At 35.1% G+C, this 22,684-nt stretch carries 21 protein-coding genes and 1 pseudogene; 9 read left to right on the top strand and 13 right to left on the bottom strand.

Annotated features, from left to right (window positions below; genetic code table 11):
- Window positions 1–9: 9 nt before the first annotated feature.
- Genes JO178_RS01010 through JO178_RS01000 form a run of 3 tightly spaced genes read right to left on the bottom strand, consistent with a single transcriptional unit; the run spans window position 10 to window position 2,717 of the window.
- Window positions 10–795 (bottom strand): DUF4129 domain-containing protein, encoded by a 786-nt coding sequence (locus JO178_RS01010; RefSeq protein ID WP_291930489.1) that lies wholly within the window; start codon window positions 793–795, stop codon window positions 10–12.
- The gene (locus JO178_RS01005) at window positions 788–1,750 is read right to left on the bottom strand and encodes a DUF4013 domain-containing protein (protein WP_291930488.1); all 963 of its coding nucleotides are present in this window, start codon (window positions 1,748–1,750) and stop codon (window positions 788–790) included. The genes JO178_RS01010 and JO178_RS01005 overlap by 8 nt, the downstream gene beginning before the upstream one ends.
- Window positions 1,734–2,717, bottom strand: coding sequence for a stage II sporulation protein M (locus JO178_RS01000; protein ID WP_291930486.1), 984 nt, complete (start codon window positions 2,715–2,717; stop codon window positions 1,734–1,736). The genes JO178_RS01005 and JO178_RS01000 overlap by 17 nt, the downstream gene beginning before the upstream one ends.
- Before the next feature lie 27 nt (window positions 2,718–2,744).
- Here JO178_RS01000 and JO178_RS00995 point away from each other — a divergent pair, with 27 nt between their 5' ends.
- Together JO178_RS00995 and JO178_RS00990 are read left to right on the top strand one after the other, a co-directional pair.
- A complete protein-coding gene (locus tag JO178_RS00995) occupies window positions 2,745–3,494 on the top strand; it encodes an RDD family protein (RefSeq protein ID WP_291930485.1) in 750 nt (249 codons plus the stop codon).
- Between the two features lie 136 nt (window positions 3,495–3,630).
- Entirely contained in the window at window positions 3,631–3,921 is a 291-nt protein-coding gene (locus JO178_RS00990; RefSeq protein WP_291930482.1) for a GNAT family N-acetyltransferase, read from the top strand.
- Here the strand turns inward: JO178_RS00990 and JO178_RS00985 are convergent.
- From JO178_RS00985 to smpB, 5 genes are all read right to left on the bottom strand, one after another.
- A complete protein-coding gene (locus JO178_RS00985; protein ID WP_291930480.1) occupies window positions 3,910–4,881 on the bottom strand; it encodes a glycosyltransferase family protein in 972 nt (323 codons plus the stop codon). The genes JO178_RS00990 and JO178_RS00985 overlap by 12 nt on opposite strands.
- Window positions 4,882–5,706 (bottom strand): UDP-2,3-diacylglucosamine diphosphatase, encoded by an 825-nt coding sequence (locus JO178_RS00980; RefSeq protein WP_291930478.1) that lies wholly within the window; start codon window positions 5,704–5,706, stop codon window positions 4,882–4,884.
- Window positions 5,707–5,763: 57 nt separating this feature from the next.
- Entirely contained in the window at window positions 5,764–6,504 is a 741-nt protein-coding gene (locus tag JO178_RS00975; RefSeq protein WP_291930476.1) for a YebC/PmpR family DNA-binding transcriptional regulator, read from the bottom strand.
- Between the two features lie 95 nt (window positions 6,505–6,599).
- A complete protein-coding gene (locus JO178_RS00970) occupies window positions 6,600–8,117 on the bottom strand; it encodes an OmpA family protein (protein ID WP_291930474.1) in 1,518 nt (505 codons plus the stop codon).
- Between the two features lie 77 nt (window positions 8,118–8,194).
- Window positions 8,195–8,653, bottom strand: a complete 459-nt coding sequence (smpB, locus tag JO178_RS00965; RefSeq protein WP_291930472.1) for an SsrA-binding protein SmpB — start codon at window positions 8,651–8,653, stop codon at window positions 8,195–8,197.
- Window positions 8,654–8,774: 121 nt separating this feature from the next.
- Between smpB and JO178_RS00960 the strand changes: the two genes are divergently transcribed.
- Complete coding sequence (locus tag JO178_RS00960) at window positions 8,775–10,397, top strand: ATP-binding cassette domain-containing protein (protein ID WP_291930470.1); 1,623 nt, start codon at window positions 8,775–8,777, stop codon at window positions 10,395–10,397.
- 77 nt (window positions 10,398–10,474) lie between these two features.
- On the opposite strand, the gene JO178_RS00955 is transcribed toward JO178_RS00960, so the two are convergent.
- Window positions 10,475–11,287, bottom strand: a complete 813-nt coding sequence (locus tag JO178_RS00955) for a M48 family metallopeptidase (RefSeq protein ID WP_291930469.1) — start codon at window positions 11,285–11,287, stop codon at window positions 10,475–10,477.
- A gap of 109 nt (window positions 11,288–11,396) precedes the next feature.
- Between JO178_RS00955 and recJ the strand changes: the two genes are divergently transcribed.
- The 6 genes from recJ (at window position 11,397) to JO178_RS00925 (ending at window position 19,967) form a co-directional block, all read left to right on the top strand.
- Window positions 11,397–13,109 (top strand): single-stranded-DNA-specific exonuclease RecJ, encoded by a 1,713-nt coding sequence (gene recJ / locus JO178_RS00950; RefSeq protein ID WP_291930467.1) that lies wholly within the window; start codon window positions 11,397–11,399, stop codon window positions 13,107–13,109.
- A gap of 103 nt (window positions 13,110–13,212) precedes the next feature.
- Window positions 13,213–13,797, top strand: coding sequence for a nicotinate (nicotinamide) nucleotide adenylyltransferase (gene nadD / locus JO178_RS00945; protein ID WP_291930465.1), 585 nt, complete (start codon window positions 13,213–13,215; stop codon window positions 13,795–13,797).
- An 84-nt stretch (window positions 13,798–13,881) separates the two neighbouring features.
- The gene (locus JO178_RS00940) at window positions 13,882–14,223 is read left to right on the top strand and encodes a DUF3817 domain-containing protein (protein ID WP_291930463.1); all 342 of its coding nucleotides are present in this window, start codon (window positions 13,882–13,884) and stop codon (window positions 14,221–14,223) included.
- A gap of 244 nt (window positions 14,224–14,467) precedes the next feature.
- Complete coding sequence (locus tag JO178_RS00935) at window positions 14,468–16,729, top strand: outer membrane beta-barrel family protein (RefSeq protein WP_291930461.1); 2,262 nt, start codon at window positions 14,468–14,470, stop codon at window positions 16,727–16,729.
- 46 nt (window positions 16,730–16,775) lie between these two features.
- Complete coding sequence (locus JO178_RS00930) at window positions 16,776–19,028, top strand: outer membrane beta-barrel family protein (protein ID WP_291930460.1); 2,253 nt, start codon at window positions 16,776–16,778, stop codon at window positions 19,026–19,028.
- 78 nt (window positions 19,029–19,106) lie between these two features.
- Entirely contained in the window at window positions 19,107–19,967 is an 861-nt protein-coding gene (locus tag JO178_RS00925; RefSeq protein ID WP_291930458.1) for an alpha/beta hydrolase, read from the top strand.
- Between the two features lie 47 nt (window positions 19,968–20,014).
- On the opposite strand, the gene ctlX is transcribed toward JO178_RS00925, so the two are convergent.
- The 4 genes and pseudogenes from ctlX to JO178_RS00910 all read right to left on the bottom strand — a co-directional run bounded on the left by ctlX (window position 20,015) and on the right by JO178_RS00910 (window position 22,384).
- Window positions 20,015–20,938 (bottom strand): citrulline utilization hydrolase CtlX, encoded by a 924-nt coding sequence (gene ctlX / locus JO178_RS00920; RefSeq protein ID WP_291930456.1) that lies wholly within the window; start codon window positions 20,936–20,938, stop codon window positions 20,015–20,017.
- A gap of 95 nt (window positions 20,939–21,033) precedes the next feature.
- Entirely contained in the window at window positions 21,034–21,231 is a 198-nt protein-coding gene (locus JO178_RS21480) for a four helix bundle protein (RefSeq protein ID WP_365865533.1), read from the bottom strand.
- Window positions 21,232–21,272: 41 nt separating this feature from the next.
- Window positions 21,273–21,320 (bottom strand): annotated as a pseudogene (locus tag JO178_RS21475) (hypothetical protein); the annotation flags it as partial.
- Between the two features lie 149 nt (window positions 21,321–21,469).
- Window positions 21,470–22,384: an arginine deiminase family protein gene (locus tag JO178_RS00910; protein WP_291930453.1), complete on the bottom strand. Its 915-nt coding sequence runs from the start codon at window positions 22,382–22,384 to the stop codon at window positions 21,470–21,472.
- Window positions 22,385–22,684: the final 300 nt, after the last annotated feature.

Below are 22,684 nucleotides of genomic sequence, written 5' to 3'. Positions count from 1 at the left end.
AGTCTTTAATTATGGTTTAAACGCCTGATATTGGTTTTTGAATTTTCTATAGCTTTCTTCATCGATGTTGAATTCCCCATACCATACATAATCGAAGATATAGGACAGATTAGAAAATTTTTCCTGAAGATGTTCAGCTTTAAGTTCCTGAGAATAATCTTTATTTGTTTTTTCAGGATTCCAGTTGATTAGCTTTTTATCGCTTAGTTTCTTAAGGATAAACAAAAAATGATATCGTACTGCTGAACGGTAATCTCCTTCATGTTCAAATTTTGCAATGCTTTCCGGAAAATTGATCTCATGGATATTCTCATGGAGTTCTTCAACCTGTAGATTTAATTTTTTATTCTTTCTGCCAAAGATAAAGTTTCCGTCTTTCCCCATTATATATTTAATAATGAAGTAAAGAAGAAAGCCTACAAGAATAATAGCAAACAAACGGATAAGAACCGTAGCCAGTCCTGCTGATTTGGTAAAAGCTGTTTCTCCAAAGATGCTTTGTAAAATTTTGCCTATTTTTCTCCATAACTTATCCCAAAAAGATTCTCTGGGTTTTGATACGGAATAATCAAATTCATTTCCTTTATATCTTGACGGAAGGTTTTCTTTAAATTCTTTTGGATATACGGTATTTTCTGAAACAGGATGTTTCATCAGTACAGAATCTGCACGAAGCATATTGTGATAATGCCCCGTATTCAAAGTATCTACCAAATAGTCATCCACGGGTACATGATCCTGAGCGTGCAAAGTCCCAAGAAACAGGAAAAATAATATGGAAAGATACTTATTCATTAATTCCAATGGTTTCTATTTCTTCAAGCTCTACTTTTTGATGAAGGTCTGTTCTGCTGTCATAATACATTAATCCTGCATTCACATACATAAGATTGGAAAGCAAGAATGAAAGCAACGTTGAAACGCCATACGCAACAAAGAAGAAAACACCCGCTGCACCGCTAAAAGGGTTCTGCTCAAAATTTCCGTCCGGACTGGAAGTAAGAATTGATCCGTAAAAGAAAATCATGGGAATAAACGTAACAATCATTGTCACCATATACATGATAATAAACATCACAAATGAAGCGCCCCAGTATTTCCAGTAAGGAGATTTTTCGCTTCCGTTAGGATAAGAAAACTGAGATCTTATAGCATAACTCAGGCTTTCAAAAAAACTTCTGGCTGAATTAAAATAATCATACATGAGAAATGTAACTACATTGAATAATGTAGGATAAACAAGAAGAATCAGAAAAATCCCAATAAAAATAAATATAAGCAGGTAGGAAAAACCTACTATAAATAGAGATAAAGGTACAACAATAAAAACCATTCCCAGACATAGCTTAGCGATCTTACCGGCGTTATTTTTAAAATCACTTAAAATCTCATCTGTTTTCACTTTTCCTGACCCCAAAGCAATCCTTTTAAGATAGAAAACAGGATACAGATAATTAACGATAGCTAGAATCAGAAAAAGCAGAAATGTTAATATTCCTACCCCAATCAACATTCCTATATTATCTGAAAAATACTGTTCAAAATAATAGGTCTCACCTCCTAAATTGGATCCGAAAATCTGAGAAAAAAGTTCTTTATATCCAAAAATGGCTACTGTCACCATTAAAATTAATAACAGTCCGTTAATCAGAAGATAATTCTTAAAATAATTCTTCCCGTAGGTTTTAAAGAAATTGAAACTATCACTGATAAAAGTTCCAAAATCTCTTTTTTTATAAAACTGTATCATTGATTTGGTTATTAGTTTTTTTATTGACTATAGACGGATATACGAAATAGTAAAATCCGATAATAGCAAGTGAAGTGATAATGATCGCTAAGTTAAGCGCCAAAGGCATTGTAAGAGCATGTCTTGTCACGTACCCTTCTATAATTCCCGCACAAATGGTAAATGGAACCGTACTTAGAAATATTTTAAAAGAGTCTTTAAATCCTCTTTTAAAAGAATTAAATCTCGAAAAAGTTCCGGGAAAGAGGATAGATGCTCCAAGGATTAATCCGCACATGGCTTCTACTACCATTGAAAAAATTTCAAAAACACCATGAAGCCATATTCCTCTTGCACTGTCTTTTAAAGCTCCGTGATCGTAGAAGAAATATTGAAAAGAACCCAGCATAACACTATTGGAAAGTAAAGCAAACAGGGTCCCTACTCCTCCCGCAATTCCGTAAATATATAATTTTGCTCCTACCTGAATATTATTAAAAATAATGCCGATGGTACTTCCCCAGGTAGAACCGCTTTGGTAAATTCCTACAGCATTTTTATTTTTAATATTTTCAATGGTTTCATTGACATAGCTTTCTCCAAGAATAATATTGGCAAAATCTTTATCATACATCGCAGATAATACTCCTATGGATGTAAATAAAATGAAAAAAAGGAAAGCATACATCAAATACCTGCGGTACTGATACACCAGTAACGGTACTTCAGTTTTAAAAAAATACATGAGTCTGTTTTCTTCTACTCTTTTCGTCTTGTAAATCTTCTGAAAGATCTGGGAAGACAAATGATTTAAATAAACAGTCGTATTGCTTTTGGGATAATAAGTCTGGGCAAAGGAAAGATCATTAATCAAATTAATGTATAACGAAGACAGGTCATCAGGATTTTTTTTTATTTTCCCTTGAATAACCTGTTCAATTCCCAACCATTTTTCTTTATTTTGTTTAATGAAATAAACTTCTCTCATAATTGTAAGGCTAAAATAATAAAAATTATGTCTCAAATTGCGATAAATACTTCACAAAATGTAAATATTAACTTCAATACGGCCAGTGTGGGAGAAAGGATGCTTGCGTTTATCATTGATCTGTTAATACGTGTAGCGTATATCGTCATTGTATTATATCTCTTTTTTAATATTCTGGATTTGGGATATTTACTGGATGGCCTTGATCAATGGTCTGTGATGGCGATTTATATTGTCCTTACATTTCCTACCTATATCTATCCTCTTGTTTTGGAAAGTTTAATGGAAGGGCAAACACCCGGTAAGAAGCTGATGAAGATAAGGGTCGTAAAGATTGACGGATATCAGGCTAGTTTTGGAGATTATCTGATTCGCTGGGTTTTTAGACTGGTAGATATATCTTTTGCAGGAGCTGTAGGTTTAATTTCCATGATCGTATCTAAAAACAATCAACGTCTGGGAGATATTGCTTCCGGAACGGCAGTGATTTCCTTAAAGAATACGATTAATATTTCTCACACCATTCTGGAAAATATTCATGAAAACTATGTTCCGTCTTTCCCGCAGGTGATTGCTTTAAGTGACAATGATATGAGAATTATTAAAGACAATTACACCAAAGCCGTTCAGATAGATGACCGTCAGATTATCAGTAAACTTTCCGATAAAATCAAAAGCATTTTAAAACTGGAAATAGATCCCACTCAAATGACGGAAAAGCAGTTTATCAATATTATTATTAAAGATTACAACTATTATACAGGAAAAGATAATTAAATAAATCTATGATCAGTGGGTTTTACATCGCAGGTAGATTATAAATTATACGGAAACGGCGTGAAGCTAATTCTTTATTATGAACACATGTCGGTTTAATTTTTGTATCTTTAATTAACAACAAAAGCCTTTAGTTATGAAATTTGAAAACAACAGGTCCGGAAATGGCGGAGTTCTGACCCTTAACAATGAAGTAAAAGAGGTAGGAAGACTTACCTATACTATTTTCCCTGAAGATCATAAGCTGATTATTTCTTTTGTATTGGTTCATCCGGAATTTGAAGGCCGGGGAATGGGAAAATTTCTGGTAGAAGAAGCCATCAGATTTGCCAGAGAAAATAACTGGAAGGTATATCCTCACTGTTCTTATGCAAGATCGGTAATGATGAGAATGAATGATGTAGATGATATCTTTTTAAAGAATTAGAACTTCATTCACCAGAATATCTTCAATATTATTGGGGTAATCTACAGCTAAACGATGGTCTGAGGCCACCCATTCCATAATTTCCTGCAGTTTTAAAACTTTAGAATTGGGGATCCCTATTTTATCTAACGCACATGCATTACATTCCTGCTCATACTGATTATGAATCGGGATTACAAATAATTTTTTATCCATAAACAGTGCTTCGGCCGGAGATTCAAAACCGGCATTACAAAGAATTCCTTCACAGCCTTCGAAATATTTCAGATACTGGTTTTCGTCAATAGGGAATACTTCCACATTCTTTACTTTTACCTGTACCTTACTGTATTTTGAAAATACCTTCCATTCCACAGGAATCTTTCTCAGTACCTTAATGATATTTTCATCTGCAAAGCTCGGAAGATAAACAAGATAGTACCCCTGTTTATAAGGGTTAAGATTTCTGATTTTTTTTCGGATCACCGGCTTTTTAATCTGCGGATGATAATTTTCAAAATGAAAACCTATTTTTCGATCACCGGGAACATAGTACTTTAAAATCATTTCACCCAGAAAATCTTTCTTTTCCGGTTTTGGAGTTTCAGCAAAACTCATCGATGCCTGATGACTAAGTTCTATCATCGGGAGCTTCTTTAGTTTTGAAGCCCAGCCAGTCAGCGGCTCATAATCATTAATAATCAGATCATACTTTGAAAGCTCAAGCTCTCTTATCGTTTTTATGGCATCCAGAAACTTATTATCCGTGAATGTTTTTCGATAGGATAAACCACCCGTTTTATTATAAAGCAGAGAAATCCCTCTGTATTGGAAATTAATGTCGAAATCAGCCTTTAACTGAGACTGGTGACCACTGATCAAGGTATCTACAGAAGCATATTTTTTGAGAATGGGAATAATCTCCTGTGCTCTTGCGACATGTCCGTTCCCGGTACCCTGAAATGCATACAGAACTTTCATTTAAGAAAAATTAGTTACTATTTTTAAAAGATCAGAATTATCCATTTCCTGAATTTCTTCTGCTTCATCATCTTTAAGCAGGTGTTTATGTTCATCATAATAAAAAATTTTCCATTCTTTATCATGATATTCCAGTGCAGACAGGTTCTCAATCCAGTCACCGGAATTCAGATAAGTACACGAACCTTTTTTATTGGAGACTTCACGGATCTGAGGCTGGTGAATATGACCACAAACTACATAGTCATAATTATTGTCTATAGCAAGTTCAGAGGCTGTGAGCTCAAAATCACCAATATATTTGACTGCTTTTTTCACATTGTTTTTGATTTTTTTTGAAAATGAGTATTTTTCTTTTCCCATTTTTTCCAGAAACCAATTCACCGCATTATTAATAATAATTAAAAGGTCATATCCTTTTCCGCCAAGTTTGGCAATCCACTTTGAATGTTGGACAGAAGCATCGAAAACATCACCATGGAAAATCCAGGTTTTCTTTTCATTAATAGTGAGACAGATTTTATTACAAACTTTAAGTTTCCCTAATTCAAAGTCGGTAAACTTTCGGAACATCTCATCATGATTTCCCGTAATATAGTAAACATCTGTATTTTTAGTAGCAAATGAAATGATCTTTCTGATCACTTTCAAATGAGGTTTAGGGAAGTAAGACTTTTTGAATTGCCAGATATCAATAATATCTCCATTCAAAACCAACGTTTTAGGCTGAATGGAATTGAGATATCTCAGCAATTCTTTAGCCTTACATCCATAAGTTCCCAAATGAACATCCGATATAACAACTAATTCAACGTTTCTTTTCATAGTTTTATACAAAGAAACTAATTGAAAATTAACTGTATATGAATGCTATATTATTTTTTATAAAGAGTTCATCAGCTCTTCTGTAATTTCCATGTTATGGTAAACGTTCTGAACGTCATCATCTTCTTCGAAACGCTCAAGCATTTTCATATTCGCTTTGAATTGTTCTTCGTTTACCTCCTTGGTGTTGTTTGGAATTCTTTGAAGTTCTGCACTTTTAGCTTCAATACCCAATTCGTCTAATTTGTGAGATAAAGAACCGAAATCTTCAAAAGCAGTTGTAATCATTACTTCCTCTTCATCTTTTTCTACATCTTCTGCTCCCCCATCAATCATTTCCATTTCAAAATCATCCCAATCCATTTTGATTTGTGCCAAATCGATTGTAAAAATTCCTTTTCTGTCAAAGATGAAAGCAAGTTCTCCATTCTTTCCTAAGTTACCGTCAAACTTATTGAATACAGCTCTTACATTGGCTACTGTTCTTGTGGTATTGTTTGTTGTACATTCAACAAAGAAAGCAACCCCGCCTTGTCCGTATCCCTCATATGTAATCTCTTCATAGTTTTCAGCATCAGCACCACTGGCTTTCTTAATTGCTCTTTCTACGTTATCCTTTGGCATATTAGCCCCTTTGGCATTCTGGATACATCTTCTTAGGGCCGGATTTGATTCCTGATCAGGACCTCCTGCTTTTACTGCTAATGCAATATCTTTACCTATTTTAGAGAATGTTTTGGCCATTTTATCCCATCTGGCCATTTTAGAAGCTTTTCTATATTCAAATGCTCTTCCCATTTTAAATTTTTAAATTTTCAACAAAATTAATTAAAAGTCAACAAAAAAAAAATACCTCCAAAAAATTGGAGGTATTCATTATTTAGAAAAATTAATTATTTTTTCTTTTTAGCAGCAACTTTTTTCTTAGCTGGAGCTTTTTTAGTAGCTTTTTTAGCTGTAGCTTTCTTAACTGGAGCGTCTGCGTAATCTTTCTTAGCGATTGCATTCCACTCAGCGTCGTTTTCAATAGCTTTAACAACTACTTTTCTGTCGATTTGTCTTTCAGCGTCAGTAGCTTTTGCTGGAACAGTAGCTTTAGTAGCACCTACACCTACTGATTTAAGAGCGTTAGTTTCAACACCTCTTGCATCTAAAGCAGCAACTACAGCAGCAGCTCTTTCTCTAGATAATTTCAAGTTGTAAGCAGCAGCACCTTTAGCATCAGTTCTACCTTCTAATAGATAGTGACCTCCATCTTTCTTAATGATATCAGCAGCTCTATCTAATGCACCTGCAGACTCAGCTTTGATTGTAGCTTTGTTGAAGTCGAAGAATACACTCTTGAATGTTGTTTCAACTTCTTCAGCAGTTTTAGTCTTAGGCTTAGGACATCCGTTGTATTCTGGAAGACCTGGAACAGTAGGACAAGCATCATCTTTATCTAAGATACCGTCACCGTCTGTATCTGGCCAAGGACAACCGTTGTTTTCAGCAGGACCTGCTACTGTAGGACAAGCGTCATCTTTATCGATTACACCGTCACCGTCTGTATCTGGCCAAGGACAACCGTTGTTTTCAACTGGACCAGCTACATCTGGACATTGATCGTCTTTATCTGGAACGCCATCTCCGTCAGTATCAGGACATCCTTGGAATTCTGGTAAACCTGGTGTATCAGGACAAAGGTCATCTTTATCTAGGATACCATCATGGTCTCTGTCTCTGTTTCCGAATCTGAATAAGATGGAAGCAGAAGCTTGCCAGAAGTTAGCAACTGTAGATTTATCACCTGGAGTTGTAACATAATCACCTTGGATACCAAGACCGAAGTTCTTAGTTACCCAGAAGTTAGCACCAGCACCTGTAGCTACAGTAAAGAAGTTAGCTTTACCGTTTTCGTTACCATCTTTACCGTTTGATACAGTTTCGATTGGGTTACCATTAGCATCTACACTTGTTCTTGGGAAAGAAAGTGCAGTATAGTCATGTCTTAAGTAGTTAGCACCAACTCTTAAATATGGATCAAACCAAGATTCTTCGTTCCATAAAAGACCTGCAGCGTGAGCCTGGAAACCAAGACCTGTCATTAGGAAAAATTCTTTCCCCATGTTGAATCTTTTGTTTTCAACATTTCCAACAGTAGTTTGCCAGTCAATAACTAAACCTTTTCCAACGTTTCTAGCAACTGTTAACTTAGATAATGGAGGTGTAATAGAGAAATTGTTCACATTGAACATTCTCTTTGTTAAATTTTGAGCAGAGAACGTATTACTGAAACCACTTCTTGCTGCTACGTGGTTTTCTGCATGAGCACCAACTCCGATTAACCACGGATTGTTGGTAGTCTGCGCGAAAACAGTAGAGGCTACAGTAAGCGCCAATGCTGAAATTCCTAATTTTAGATTTTTCATAGAATTAAATGATTAAATAATTGATAATGCAAAATAAATATAATTTTTCTTTATACACAAAGTTTTTCAAATGATTTTTAACTTTTCTTTAATATTCTATCCAGGTTTCGTTTATTTTCTCTATCTTTAATAGCCTCTCTTTTATCAAACAGCTTTTTCCCTCTCCCTAAGGCAATCAGCACCTTTGCTTTCCCCCTGTCAGTGATATATAATTTAAGTGGGATAATTGTATTCCCTGCATCTTTTAACTTCTTCTCAAGTTTTTGCAATTCTTTTTTGTGCAAGAGCAATTTCCGTTCCCTTTTTGTTTTGTGGTTGTAAAAAGTTCCTAATTTGTACTCATCAATCATCATGTTAATGATGTACAATTCCCCATCAATAAACTGACAGAACGATTCTGTGATGGATGCTTTGGAAGAACGCAAAGATTTTATTTCTGTACCCGTTAAAACCATCCCTGCTTCAAACTCTTCAAGAATTTCGTATTCAAAACGGGCTCTTCTATTTAATATATTAACTGTTTTTTCAATCTTCATCGTTTTCGAATTTCGTTAATGAAATATATAAAAAATACGATACATTTAAAAACTTGACTATTATATTATTACAAAATACCCAAATTCTTTTTGTATTTTTGCGCCAAATTTACAAAACTATATGTTAACAGTATCTAACTTATCTTTACAATTCGGGAAAAGAGTTCTTTTTGACGAGGTAAATATTATGTTTACCAAAGGAAACTGCTACGGAATCATCGGAGCAAACGGTGCGGGAAAGTCTACATTCCTTAAAATATTAACAGGAAAGCAGGATCCTACGACAGGAAATGTATCTCTGGAACCAGGAAAAAGGATGTCAGTTCTGGAGCAGGATCACTTTGCTTATGATCAGTATACTGTTCTTGAAGCTGTTTTGAGAGGTAACAAAAAATTATTTGAGATAAAAGAGGAAATGGATGCGTTATACGCAAAAGAAGATTTCTCTGACGAAGACGGAATTAAAGCGGGGGAACTTGGTGTACTTTATGATGAAATGGGCGGATGGACTGCTGAATCTGACGCACAGACCATGCTTTCTAACGTAGGAATCACTGATGATATGCACTGGCAACTGATGGGTGAACTTGAGAACAAAGACAAAGTAAAGGTTCTTTTGGCTCAGGCACTTTTTGGAAATCCTGATGTATTGATTCTGGATGAGCCTACCAATGACCTTGACATCGACACCATCTCCTGGTTAGAAGATTTCCTGGCTGATTATGAAAACACTGTTATTGTGGTTTCTCACGACCGTCACTTCTTAGATACGGTTTGTACTCACATCGGTGACCTTGATTACTCTAAACTTAACCTGTATACAGGAAACTACTCTTTCTGGTATCAGGCATCTCAATTAGCAACAAGACAAAGAGCTCAGGCTAACAAAAAAGCTGAAGAAAAGAAAAAAGAACTTCAGGATTTCATTGCCAGATTTAGCTCAAACGTGGCTAAAGCTAAGCAGGCTACCGCAAGAAAGAAAATGATCGATAAATTAAATATCGATGATATTAAACCATCTTCCAGAAGATATCCCGCTATTATTTTCGAAATGGAAAGAGAAGCAGGAGATCAGATCTTAGATGTAAAAGGTCTTGAGAAAACAAAAGACGGTGAATTACTATTCTCCAACATCGACTTAAACCTTAAAAAAGGAGATAAGGTAGCTGTACTTTCTAAAAACTCGTTAGCTATTACAGAGTTCTTTGAGATTTTAGCTGGAAACACAGAAGCGGATAAAGGGACATTTGCATGGGGAGTGACCACTACTCAATCTCACATGCCTTTAGATAATACAAAATTCTTCCAGGAAGATCAAAGTTTAGTTGACTGGCTGAGACAATTCACTAAAAATGATGAAGAGCGCCATGAAGAATTTGTAAGAGGATTCTTAGGAAGAATGCTTTTCTCAGGTGATGAAGCTTTAAAGTCTTGTAAAGTACTTTCAGGAGGTGAAAAAATGAGATGTATGTTCAGCAGAATGATGCTTCAGAAAGCGAACATCCTTCTATTGGATGAACCTACCAACCACTTAGACCTTGAAAGTATCACGACATTGAACAACTCTTTGTCTAACTTCAAAGGAAATATTTTACTGGCTTCTCATGACCACGAAATGCTTTCTACCGTTTGTAACAGAGTGATTGAATTAACTCCTAAAGGGATCATCGACAGAGAAATGACCTACGATGAATATCTTTCTGATAAAAAAGTAAAAGAATTAAGAGAACAGATGTATTCTTAATCTAAAATTACATGATCATAAAAATACCTCAAAGCAATTGCTTTGAGGTATTTTGTTTAAAACAATAAATAAAATAATTATTTCGTCAATTTTGCGGCAGGAAGACTTATCGTTCCCGGGTCTTTCCATACCCCGTCTTTTTCAGCTCTTTTCTTTATAGCCTGAGCTCTTTTTTCACTATCCGGATGTGAGTTAAACATCTTTTCGAATCCTGACTGCGTGTTTCCTCCGGACAATAATGCTAATTTTTTAAATGCCGTGTAAGCTCCCACCACATCATACTGATTCGCCCTCATAAAATCATAAGAATAGGTATCCGCCTCAGATTCCTGTTTTTTACTGTGTGAAGCATCTAAAAATGCATTGGCCATTTTTCCGACCTGGCTTTCATTGAGTGTTGCCACAGCGGAAGAAGCAGATGATGCAGCGTCTAAGGCTGCTGTTTTCAGATAAGCAGATTTCATCGCATCTTTGGTATCCTGATTTTTAACGTGCCCGATCTCGTGGCCAATTACGGCTAATAGCTCATTATCTGTCATAATATCCATTAAAGAAGAAAATACACGTACACTTCCGTCTGCACAGGCAAAGGCATTGATATCTTTCACTTTATATACCTTATAATTCAGATTCAGACCGTCCTGGGATTTGTGTTTTCCAAATAACTTATTCAGTCTTACCGTGTAAGGGTCTTTTGGTCCGGCTACCTGATTATTTTTATCCATCCAGTCCACGGATTCTTTGGATAATTTGATAGCATCTTCGTTTGTAAATGTTAAAGCTTTTGCGCCATTGGAGACTATTCCGGCAGCTTTTCCAAGATTAATTTTTTGTGCGCTCATCGAATGTGCAGCTCCTAAGAATAGCAGACATACAGTAATTTTTTTCATAGTCATTTAAAATTTGGAGCACGAAGATAATTAATTTTTAACGATTACAAAGTCGAAACTTCGTTCCTCATCTTTACATAATGCTATTTTTTTTCCTTATTTTTGTGAAATGAGTCAAAAATGGATTTATAAGCCCGAACCCGATGAGGAAGTTGTGGACAGACTAAGTTCGTCACTTGGTTTTGGCACCTTTGAATCTAAACTCCTCGTTCTCAGAGGAATTGACAATTATCAAAAGGCCAGAGAATTCTTCAAACCTAATTTCAACGATATACACAATCCGTTTCTAATGGCGGATATGCAAAAAGCTGTTGAGCGTATTGCTACTGCCATTGAAAATGGAGAAAAAATATTGATATATGGAGACTATGATGTAGACGGCACTACGGCAGTTGCCCTGATGTACCTTTATCTCAGTAAAATTGTTGAGAAAAAATATCTGGATTATTATATTCCGGACAGAAATTCCGAAGGATATGGGATTTCCACTGAAGGTATTGATTTTGCCAAAGAAAACGGATTTTCACTGATTATTGCTCTCGACTGCGGAATTAAAGCAATCGATATGATAAAGTATGCTCAAAATCTGGGTATTGATTTTATCATCTGTGACCATCACCTTCCGGGAGATGAGATTCCTAATGCAGCAGCAGTTCTGGATCCAAAGAGAAATGACTGCAGATATCCTTTTAAGGAACTCTCCGGATGCGGGGTTGGTTTTAAACTTTGCCAGGGTCTTAATACTATTTATAAAATTCCGGAAACGGAATTATTTGAGCTTACCGATCTTCTGGCCATCTCTATTGCTGCGGATATTGTTTCCATGACCGGTGAAAACAGGGTTTTGGCTAAAATGGGATTAAAAGTTCTCAGAAAAACCAGAAATCTCGGGTTAAGATTATTGATTCCGGAAGACAAGCTTTCTCATTTCGAAATTTCAAATATTGTTTTTGAAATTGCCCCTAAAATCAATGCTGCAGGAAGAATTTCACATGGTAAAGCAGCCGTTGAACTTATGGTTTCCGATAATCTGAAACATGCGAATCAGATTGTCAGCGATATCATGAACCTCAACGATGAAAGGCGTGAACTGGATATGAACTCTACCCTTTCTGCACTGAATCAAATTATAGAATCTCAACAGGAAACAAAATACACCACCATTGTTTACCACCCTGAATGGAACAAAGGAGTGATAGGTATTGTCGCATCCAGACTTATTGAAACCTATTATAAACCGACCCTTGTATTCACCGACGGAAACAATGGGGAAATGGTAGCTTCAGCGAGATCCGTTGCAGATTTTGATGTACATGAAGCACTTGATCTGTGTTCTGAATATTTTCTAAAATTCGGTGGTCACCATGCTGCTGCAGGTCTTTCCATGGAAAAGGAAAAGTTTGATGCTTTCAAAGAAAAATTTGAAAGAATTGTCTCTGAAAAAATACAGGAACATCAGAAAGAACCTTCTATTACGATTGATACTGAAATCAATGTTGACGAAATCAACAGGGAGTTTATTAATTTCCACAGAAAGCTCGCTCCTTTTGGCCCTCACAATATGAAACCTATTTTCACCCTTACGGATCAGAAACTTTCGGGTTATGTGAAAACAATGGGAAAAGACAACAACCATCTTAAATTTTATATCAGACAGGAAGCTACGGGACGAAATATTGAATGTGTTGGCTTTAAACTAGGGCCCTTTGTTGAAGATTTTAAAAATAAAAATTTCGATCTGGCATTTACACTGGAAGAAAACCATTGGAAAGGCAATGTGACTCATTATCTTAATATCAAGGATGTGAAATTCAGAGATTAGATAAGTTGAGGGATTCCGGTGACAGATCATAGAATCGCCTGATCTCTGTCGTTATTATTCTAAGCACCATCATCCGCTGTCTGTTATTTATTACCTAACAAAAATGAAAAAAATCGGTTTATTTTTCGGGTCTTTTAATCCTATACACATTGGACATCTTATTTTAGCCAATTACATTCTGGAAAACTCCGATATGGATGAGCTTTGGTTTGTCGTGAGTCCACAAAATCCTTTTAAAGACAAAAAATCTTTATTGAAAGATCATAACAGATTGGATATGGTACAGCTTGCAGTCAAAAATTATCCGAATATGAGGGCTTCCAATGTTGAATTTTCTCTTCCCCAGCCGAGTTATACTATTGATACGCTTACTTATCTTCATGAAAAATATCCGGATTATTCTTTTAGTCTGATTATGGGAGAAGATAATCTGAAAAGTATTCATAAGTGGAAAAATGCTGATATTTTAATTAAAAATCATCATATAATTGTTTATCCAAGAGTTTTTGAAGGGGAGAAAAAGGATTCTGAATATCTGCAGCACGAAAATATTTCCTTAATAAAAGCTCCGGTCATAGAGCTTTCTGCTACTGAAATCCGTAATATGCTCAAGGCAGGTAAAAATGTAAGACCTATGCTTCCCCCCGAAGTTTTTGAATATTTGGACGGAAGCAGTTTTTATAAGTAATTTTGTAAACTAGAAATTAGAGGTTAGAAGCGAAAAGTCATAAAAGGACTTTGATCTTGTACCCTTCAACTTACAACTCAATCAATGAACTTCATCGAAAAATTTTTCACAAAATACCCTCAGGAAAAAGTTATCAAATGGTTTAAGCAGATTTGTGTGGCAGAAGCAATTACCTGTTTCTTACTTTACGGAGTGGCCATGATCTGGAAAAGATATGATGATGAAGGTCTTCTTCCTACTATTTTTATTATCATCATCGGAAATATTCATGGGCTATTCTTCACCCTCTATCTTCTGTTTTGTATTCCGGTGAGAAAAATTTTTAAGTGGGATGATGAAGATTTTGTATTTGCCTTATTGGCAGCATTTTTCCCTTTTGCTACCATCTGGGTGGATAAAAAACTAGCCCGTTTCGACCGGGAATAATTTTATTTTTTTAAAAAAATCAACTTTGGCTGTAACAAAATCAATGTTACAGTTGTCTTATTATTGTAGAAAGATAAAGATACTCAAATTTTAATTTAATTTTTAATGGCTACAAATCAACATGTTACATGTTTGTTAAATTAATTTTAAGTACTTTGTATTGCATGATACTAAATTTATTATATATCTTTGTAATGTTAAATAACTAACCATACAAGCTATTAACAATTAAAAAATAATAATTATGAAAACTCAAATTCTAATTGCAGCTCTATTTTTCAGCGGATTGATCAGTGCTCAACAGAAAAAAGACAGTCTGAAAGTAAATGCTATTGATGCGGTTAATATCAAGAAGCAAGTTTTCAAAAAACAAGGTGATCGTTTGATTTATGATGTTGCATCCTCTCCTATTGCTAAGGGAACCACTACGTTCAATCTTTTAAAGCAAACTCCAATGATTTCCAGTATAGATGGAAAAACATTGAAAATCTTAGGTAAATCGGATGTAGTCATCTATATCAATAATAAAAAAACAAATATGGATTCCGAAGCATTGATTGAAATGCTGAAGTCTACTCCTTCTGAAGATATCCAGAAAATTGAAGTGATCACTGTTCCGGGAAGTGAATTTCAGGTAGAATCAACAGAAGGAGTCATCAACATCGTTATGAAAAAAAACAGAAATAACGGTTATAACGGAACGATGAAAATGCAGAATGAACAGGCTTATTATAATAATCCATCGGGAGGTTTTTCTTTCAATTTCAGACAAAATAAGTGGTCGGGAAATTCTAATTTCAGAATGGGAACCTGGACAGACAGACAAAAATATACATTATCCAACGGTGATTCAACGTTTAGAAATGAGTCTTATGGATATAATGATGACCCTAATACGAACTTCAGCGGAGGTTTTAATATTGACTATGAAGTAAGCAAGAAACAGAGTTTAGGATTGTCTTATAATATGAGATATAATAAGAGTTTCAACTCGATTCTGGATATTACCAATTGGCAAAATGGAGTCTTAGCAAACAGGACGGTAAATAATGAAGATGCCCAGACAAGGAATCATTCTTTCAATTTAAACTATGAAATAAAAACAGATTCTATAGGGAGTAAGCTTACTTCGAACGTTTCTTATCTATGGTTTAATCGAGATAAGGCAAGCTTTAATGAAAGCTTCCCTTTGAATAATGATCCTAATAATACATATTCTGCACTGCATCAGTCTGTACCACAGATTATCAATAATTACGCGGCCAATATAGATTATATTAAGAAAACGTCTAAGGGGGCGACATGGTTAATGGGAGTCAGTTACAATTATACCAATACCGATAATGACACCCGACAGGATAAGCTTATTAACGGAGATTTCATGATTGATCCTAATCAAACCAATCACTTTATTTATAAAGAAAATATCTTAGGAATTTATCTTAATTATGAAAGAAAGCTGACGGAAAAACTCACCGGAAAAATAGGCGCTCGCTATGAAATGACAAGAAGTACCGGAGATATTGTTGACAAGACAGGTTTTGAAAGAAATTACAACAATCTGTTGCCTTCTTTGAATTTAAATTATGCTATCAGTTCAAATCATAATCTTAGCTATACTTTCTCCAGCAGAATCAGAAGACCTAGATTTTGGGAATTAAATCCTTCAAGAACTTACTTTACTCCTACCAACTACACGCAGAACAATCCATTTATTTTGGCCGCTAAATACTATAATCAGGAACTTAATTATATGTACAAAAATGCATTCTATGCTAATCTAAGTTTTACGATGGTAGAAGATGCAGCGGCTTCCGATCTTATTCCGTTGCAGGGAACAGTAACAGCTCCGAAAAAAGATGCTAATGGCAATATCATATATGATAACAGCGGCAATCAGATCATGGAAACAACAAGGTTCCTGAGATATATAAGAACCAATTATGGAAACAACAGACAACTTAATCTGACTCTTGGAATGAACAAATCCTGGTTTAAAGATATTTGGACAACCAACTATTCTGTCAACTTAGGATATACTACCTATAAGGGGGCAGTATTAGAAGACCCTACCTCAATGCCTGCTCCGGGTGAAACTGAAGTTGTAGAGCCTTACATTATTGATGTTAAAAATTATAATATGTCAGCGACTATTAATAATATGGTTCGCCTTTCTTCCAAAAAGGACTGGTTTCTAAGTGTCAATTATTTTTTTGCCAGCAAAGTAGCTATGGAATCCGGAACCGTAGGGGTAAGACAAAGTTTTGACATCAGTCTTAAAAAAATCATAGGTGACTGGACTCTTATAGCGGAAGTAAACGATTTATTTAACCAAAGTTATTACAGGGTTCAGGGAACACAACCTAACGGAAGTTATAATAATATTACCAACTTCTATTATCCAAGATTACTGAATATCGGGGTTACCTACAACTTCGGAAATCAGAAACTGAAAAAAGCAAGGGAAATGAAATCTGCTAATGACGCTGTAAAATCAAGAACTTAAACGTTCAACAACTATCACCACCACTCTCCTCTAAAACAAAAACATCATGAAACGTACTCTCTTGCCCATCACAATAGTATTAGGAATCTTCACCTTTGCTCAGGAAAAGAAATCTGATACTGCCAAAGCAAAAAATATTGAAGGAATTACTATTACGAAACAGGTTTTTAAAAAACAAAGTGATCGTTTTGTATACGATGTAGCAGCTTCACCTGTTACCAAAGGAAATACTACTTTTGATCTTTTAAAGCAAACCCCGTTGTTATCTTCTACTGATGACAAAACATTAAAGATTGCAGGTAAAAATAATGCCGTTATTTATATCAACGGAAGAAAAACCAATATGGATGCTGATTCTCTGGCTCAGTTCCTGAAAAACACGCCTGCTGAAAATATTCAGAAAATTGAAGTGATTACCGTTCCCGGAAGTGAATATCAGGTGGAATCTTCGGATGGAATCATCAATATTATATTAAAGAAAAAGATGAGTGACGGTCTAAGCGGCAATATGAGATTCTCTAATACTCAAAGTAAATATAATGCAAGCCAGGCCAGTTTTTCTGCCAATTACAGAAAGAATAAACTAGGGATCAGTGCTAACCTCAGCGGAGGCGAAAGCATATTTGCCCAGGCCTATACTTTAAAAAACGGTAATAGCAGAGCTTTTAATGTATCTACAGGGGAAATTGATAATCCTAACAAAAATATCGGTGGATATCTGAATATTGATTATCAACTGACAGATAAAAGTAATCTGGCACTCTCCTGGAATACCTGGGCCAATAAAGGCTACAATTCTACGGCAGATTTATTTAATACCGTTACTGATGAAAATATCGTAACGTACAGCTGGTCTAAAAATAAAAAAGACACCAGATCATATAACAATTCATTCAATTTAAACTATGAATTAAAAACAGATTCTTTAGGCAGTAAATTAAATATAAACGCGGCCTATCTGAATTATAAAAAATTTCAGTTTATTGATAACCAGAATTTTGCTTCAAACGTTAACAGAGAGATAGGCAAAAGGTCTTCTCAGATCCTGCAGGATCTGCCTCAGCTTATCAACAATTTCTCCGGAATGGTAGACTATATTCAGAAATTTAAAAATGATCTGACTGTTTCAGTGGGAGGAAATTATAATACAACCAAAACGGACAACAATACTCAGAACGATATTTATATTTTTGACACTCCTCCTGTTTCGTTATCTGCTCCTAATCATTTTATATACGATGAAAATATATATGGTTTTTATGCCACTGCAGAAAAGAAATTTTCGGAGAAATTTTCCGGAAAAATAGGCGCAAGATATGAAATCACCCATAGTTTAGGGACATCTGATAATGCGCCTACCATTGAACTTCAAAGAATAAAAAGGGATTATAATAATTTTCTTCCGTATGCAAGTTTCAACTATGCCATAAATGATAAAAATAATATCTCTTATTCTTTTTCAAGTCGAATGATGAGACCCACTTTCTGGCAGATCAATCCGGTAAGAAGTATTCTGACAAATAATAATTATACCCAAAACAACCCTTTTGTAAAGGCATCGTCTATGTATAATCAGGAATTAACCTATATGTATAAAAATTCATATTTCCTGATCCTGAATCATACTTTTTTCAAGGATATTATTACCCAGGTTCCTTTACAAGGTTATCCCGTATCTCCTGACGGTGAAACAAAAGATATCAATCAGCTAAGATACATCAGTACTAATTTCGGGAATAAACAGGAAATGTCTGCCATGATAGGGGTTCAGAAATCATTGTTTAAGCAATATTGGACGACCAACTTCAATATTGGTGTTCAGCATAATATCAATAACGGAAGTTTGGGAGTGGACCCTACTACAGGAGACCGGTTTAAAAATGATAAGGGAGAATTTGTAGCATATACCAATAACAGAAAGTCTACGAGTCTTGTGATCCAGACAAACAATACGATCCGGCTTGATAAAAATAAATCCTGGTTCCTTGGCGTCAATTTTTTCTATATAGACAAACAACAGGTGGAATTGGGACTGATCAAAAGTTTATCAAGTTTAGACCTCAGCATAAAGAAAAATTGGAACGACTGGACTTTTGCCCTGAATTTAAATGATGTATTAAAAACAAACATTGTGGAAATTGAGGATTATCAGACTAATGGAAACTATAATTATATACACCAAAACTCATATCCGAGAAGTATCACTCTAAGTCTTACTTACAACTTTGGAAATCAGAAAGTGAAAAAAGTAAGAGACATTGAGGGCGCTTCAGATGCCATTAAAAGCAGAACGAAATAAATTATCTTTCTTCATATTCAACTCAATTATTTTGTATTACCTGTTGATTTATCAGCAGGTTTTTTATCTTTAGTCATTATGAAAAAAAGTATAATCATTATCATTGTCAGCATTATTTTCTTTTTTTTACCGGTAGATTGTCGTGAAAAAACAATACACCTTGGAAAAGGAATTAATTTTAAAAAGGAAGAAAATATTCACTATGGAAAGGAGTTACAGCAGGTATTCGATCTTTATATTCCACAGGGAAATTCAATACAACAAAGAGATATTTTTATCATCATACATGGTGGAGGCTGGCGTAGCGGAGATAAATCTCAGCTTACTTTCTTCACCCTGTCTATGATGCAGAAGTTTCCGGATCATATTTTTGCGAATATCAACTACAGATTAGCCTCTGCACAGCAATATGCCATTCCCAATCAGATGGATGATATACAAGAAGTCATTTTATTTTTGAAAAAGAAATTCAACACCCGTCCTAACGTCATTCTTTTAGGAAACAGTGCCGGAGGATATCTTTCTATGCTGTATGCCTATCATTTTGATTCGGATCGGTATGTGAAATCTGTCATTAATATTGTAGGCCCCGCAGATCTTACAGATACCAGTTTTACATCTTATGAAGACTATCCGTTTGTGGAGAAACATTTAATTGATCCGAAATTTTTACCTCAGGGAATTTCTGCTGTCCACTTTGCAAGCCCTGCATATTGGATTAATAAAAAGACACCACCTACATTATCTTATTACGGGAAAACAGACCGCGTCATTCCAATGGCTCAAAAAAATATTCTGGATTCTCTTTTTTTTAAAAATAAGGTGATGAGTGAATCCTATGCATTTAACGGAGGTCATCTGGACTGGGATAAAGCACCCCATAATTCTTTCCTGATCGATAAAATCGATAGGTTCTTGCGCCGTATTGATCAAAAATAAGCACTTTGAGATCTCAAAGTGCTTATTGACGTGTCATATAATGCTATTTATTTTTTCGGAAGAAATACCTCAGCAAGCATACATCTTGCACTTCCTCCTCCATTCACTTCAATGGTAGTAAGATCTGAATAAATAATCTCACAGTATTTTTCAATCGCAGCCACCTGCTCCGGAGCTAAAGACTGATAAGCTGTCTGGCTCATCACTAGGAATTTTTCGCCCTGTTTATTTTGGACCTGAAGCATATTTCCTGCAAATTGCTGCATTTGCTCTTCAGAAATTTCTACGATTTCTTTTCCTGAATTCTTGATGGTTTCCACTACTTTCTCTCTCTCCAGCTCATCGTCGATACAATCGAGGCATATCACTACAAACTGATCTGCTACACACATCATGACGTTCGTATGATAAATAGGCAGCCTTTCTGTACCTACAGTCTGATAAGAATGAAATACAACCGGAGTGAAGCCATATTTTGCACAGAATTCTCTGAAAAGATTTTCATCTAACCTTAAAGAAACTGAACCGTAAGCAATTTTATGATCGTGATCGAAAATCATACTTCCCGTTCCTTCAAGAAAATGCCCCTGTGTTTCAGAAAATGACCAGTCGTCAATTTCCGATACTTCGAATCCCTGATTTTCTATACTTTCAATAATATCTTCTCTTCTCTCTACTCTTCTGTTTGAGGCAAACATCGGGTATAAAACCACTTTTCCGTCTTTGTGAAAGCTCACCCAGTTATTAGGAAAAATAGAATCCGGTGTATGAGGATCCAATGTGTCTTTTATAGTAATCACATTGATTCCTTTACTTCTTAGTTTTCCGACAAAAGTATTGAATTCCGCCAAAGCTTTCGACTGAATATCATCTCCTGTCTGCTCCACCTGAAAGTAATTATTTTTCGCAGTCTCTGCGTTGTAACCGAATGCAATCGGTTCTATCATTAATATGGTATCTGTTGTCTGCATTTTTTTAGTTTGAGGGTGTTAGTGTATGAGAGTTTCAGAGTATGAACTATTATCTATAAATCCTTCTCTTCTTTATCAATCGAGGAAAATGAGCATCATTTTTCCGACTGGTTGATCCTATTAACTAACATCCCTATTATTTGATTATACTGATTATGCAAGTTGTTAAATTGCTCTTTGTTTATATAATTGCAAGCGTAGGCAAATTGGCCCCATGTCTGAGTTTCTCTTGCTTCACCTTCGGAGTCTGTAAGTTTAGCAACAAAGGATTTTTCATATCTTCTTTTCCCCATTCTTCACTTACATTATCTGCTACAGATCTTGACGATCTTCTAATCTGATCAGTAAGAGAATAGAGTTCTTCTTTTGGAAAGCTTTCGATAATTCGTAAATCTGTTGAGCCAATTCAAAAGATTTTTGATATACTTTTAGATCCTGGTGAAATTTAATCGTTGGCATGATCGTTATTATTTAAAATTAAAATTTTACTAAAACTCTCTCACTCTAAGACTCTCCTACACTATAACTCAACTACTCTCTGACAAGTGGCATAGTAGAGCATCTCAGTAAGCCTCCCATTTTAGAAATTTCTCTGTAGGGGATTTCTTCTACTGTCATTCCCCATTCGTTTCTCAAATGGTTATTCATTCTTGTAAATGCCTTGTCTGAAACCACTACTTCCGGTGAAATAGAAAAAATATTCGGAAACATTTCAAACATTTCATCATCATTAATGTGGAAACAGTTTTCTTCTCCAAAAATATCAATAATTAGGCGGTAATCACTTTCGTCTACAAATCCGTTTTTATAAATAATACATTTATCGTCTCCTATAGGGTTGAAGGTACAGTCCAGATGCAGAATTCCTTCAAACGGAACTTTATCATTCTTCTTCAGTTCAAGATCAATAATTCTTTTCTTCGGAAAGTATTCTTTCAGGATTTCAATGGCGTACTCATTAGTTCTTGCTGTTTTATAATTTCTGTAGTCTTCACTGAAACAGGTTCCAATGAAAAGGAAATCATTCCATACAATAACGTCCCCACCTTCAATATGCGCTGTTTCCGGCAGGTTGATAATTTTTCTCCAGGCTACTTTTTCAAAAACGCTCTTGTAAGCCTCCTGCTCGTCCGCTCTGTCAGCGATCACATTGGAGATGATCATTTTATCATCAATCACAAAAGCCACATCTCGTGAAAAAACCTGATTATAGTCTTCAATAATACTTGGGCGGAGGACTTCAACGTCATACTTTTTTAAAACCGCTTCGAAAGCGTTCATTTCATTAACGATATCCTCTTCTTTAGGATACATATTATGTTCGATGGAATAGTATGACTTGGCGTCATAGCTTTCTTCTAATGTGGGAACGGGCCCCAATGAATTAGGCTGACCAAGAACTACTGACCTCAGCCTACCCGTTTCGTTTTTAATGTTTAGTCTCATAAAGATTTATGCAATACTACAAATATAAGTAAAGGACTCTATCTGCAAAACTTTTGCATTATTTTATGTATTAAATTTGGCTTTATAAAGGACATTATTCTTTATCTAACCTTTCTGTTTCCCTTGTTTCTTCTCCGGCATTCAGTCACGAAAATGAAACTCAACCTGAAAAAAAACGTATAACATGCTATATTCCATCTACCTATTGTATTTAAAATATAGTAATAATATAAAATATTTTCATACATTAGTGATATAATTTTCGCGAAATTATAATTAAAACTTAACAATTAACATCAA

Source organism: Chryseobacterium sp. (assembly GCF_019236175.1).
In the GTDB taxonomy this organism is placed as follows: domain Bacteria; phylum Bacteroidota; class Bacteroidia; order Flavobacteriales; family Weeksellaceae; genus Chryseobacterium.
The sequence above is the reverse complement of the archived record's forward strand: the minus strand, read 5'-3'. Positions and strand labels throughout refer to the sequence as shown.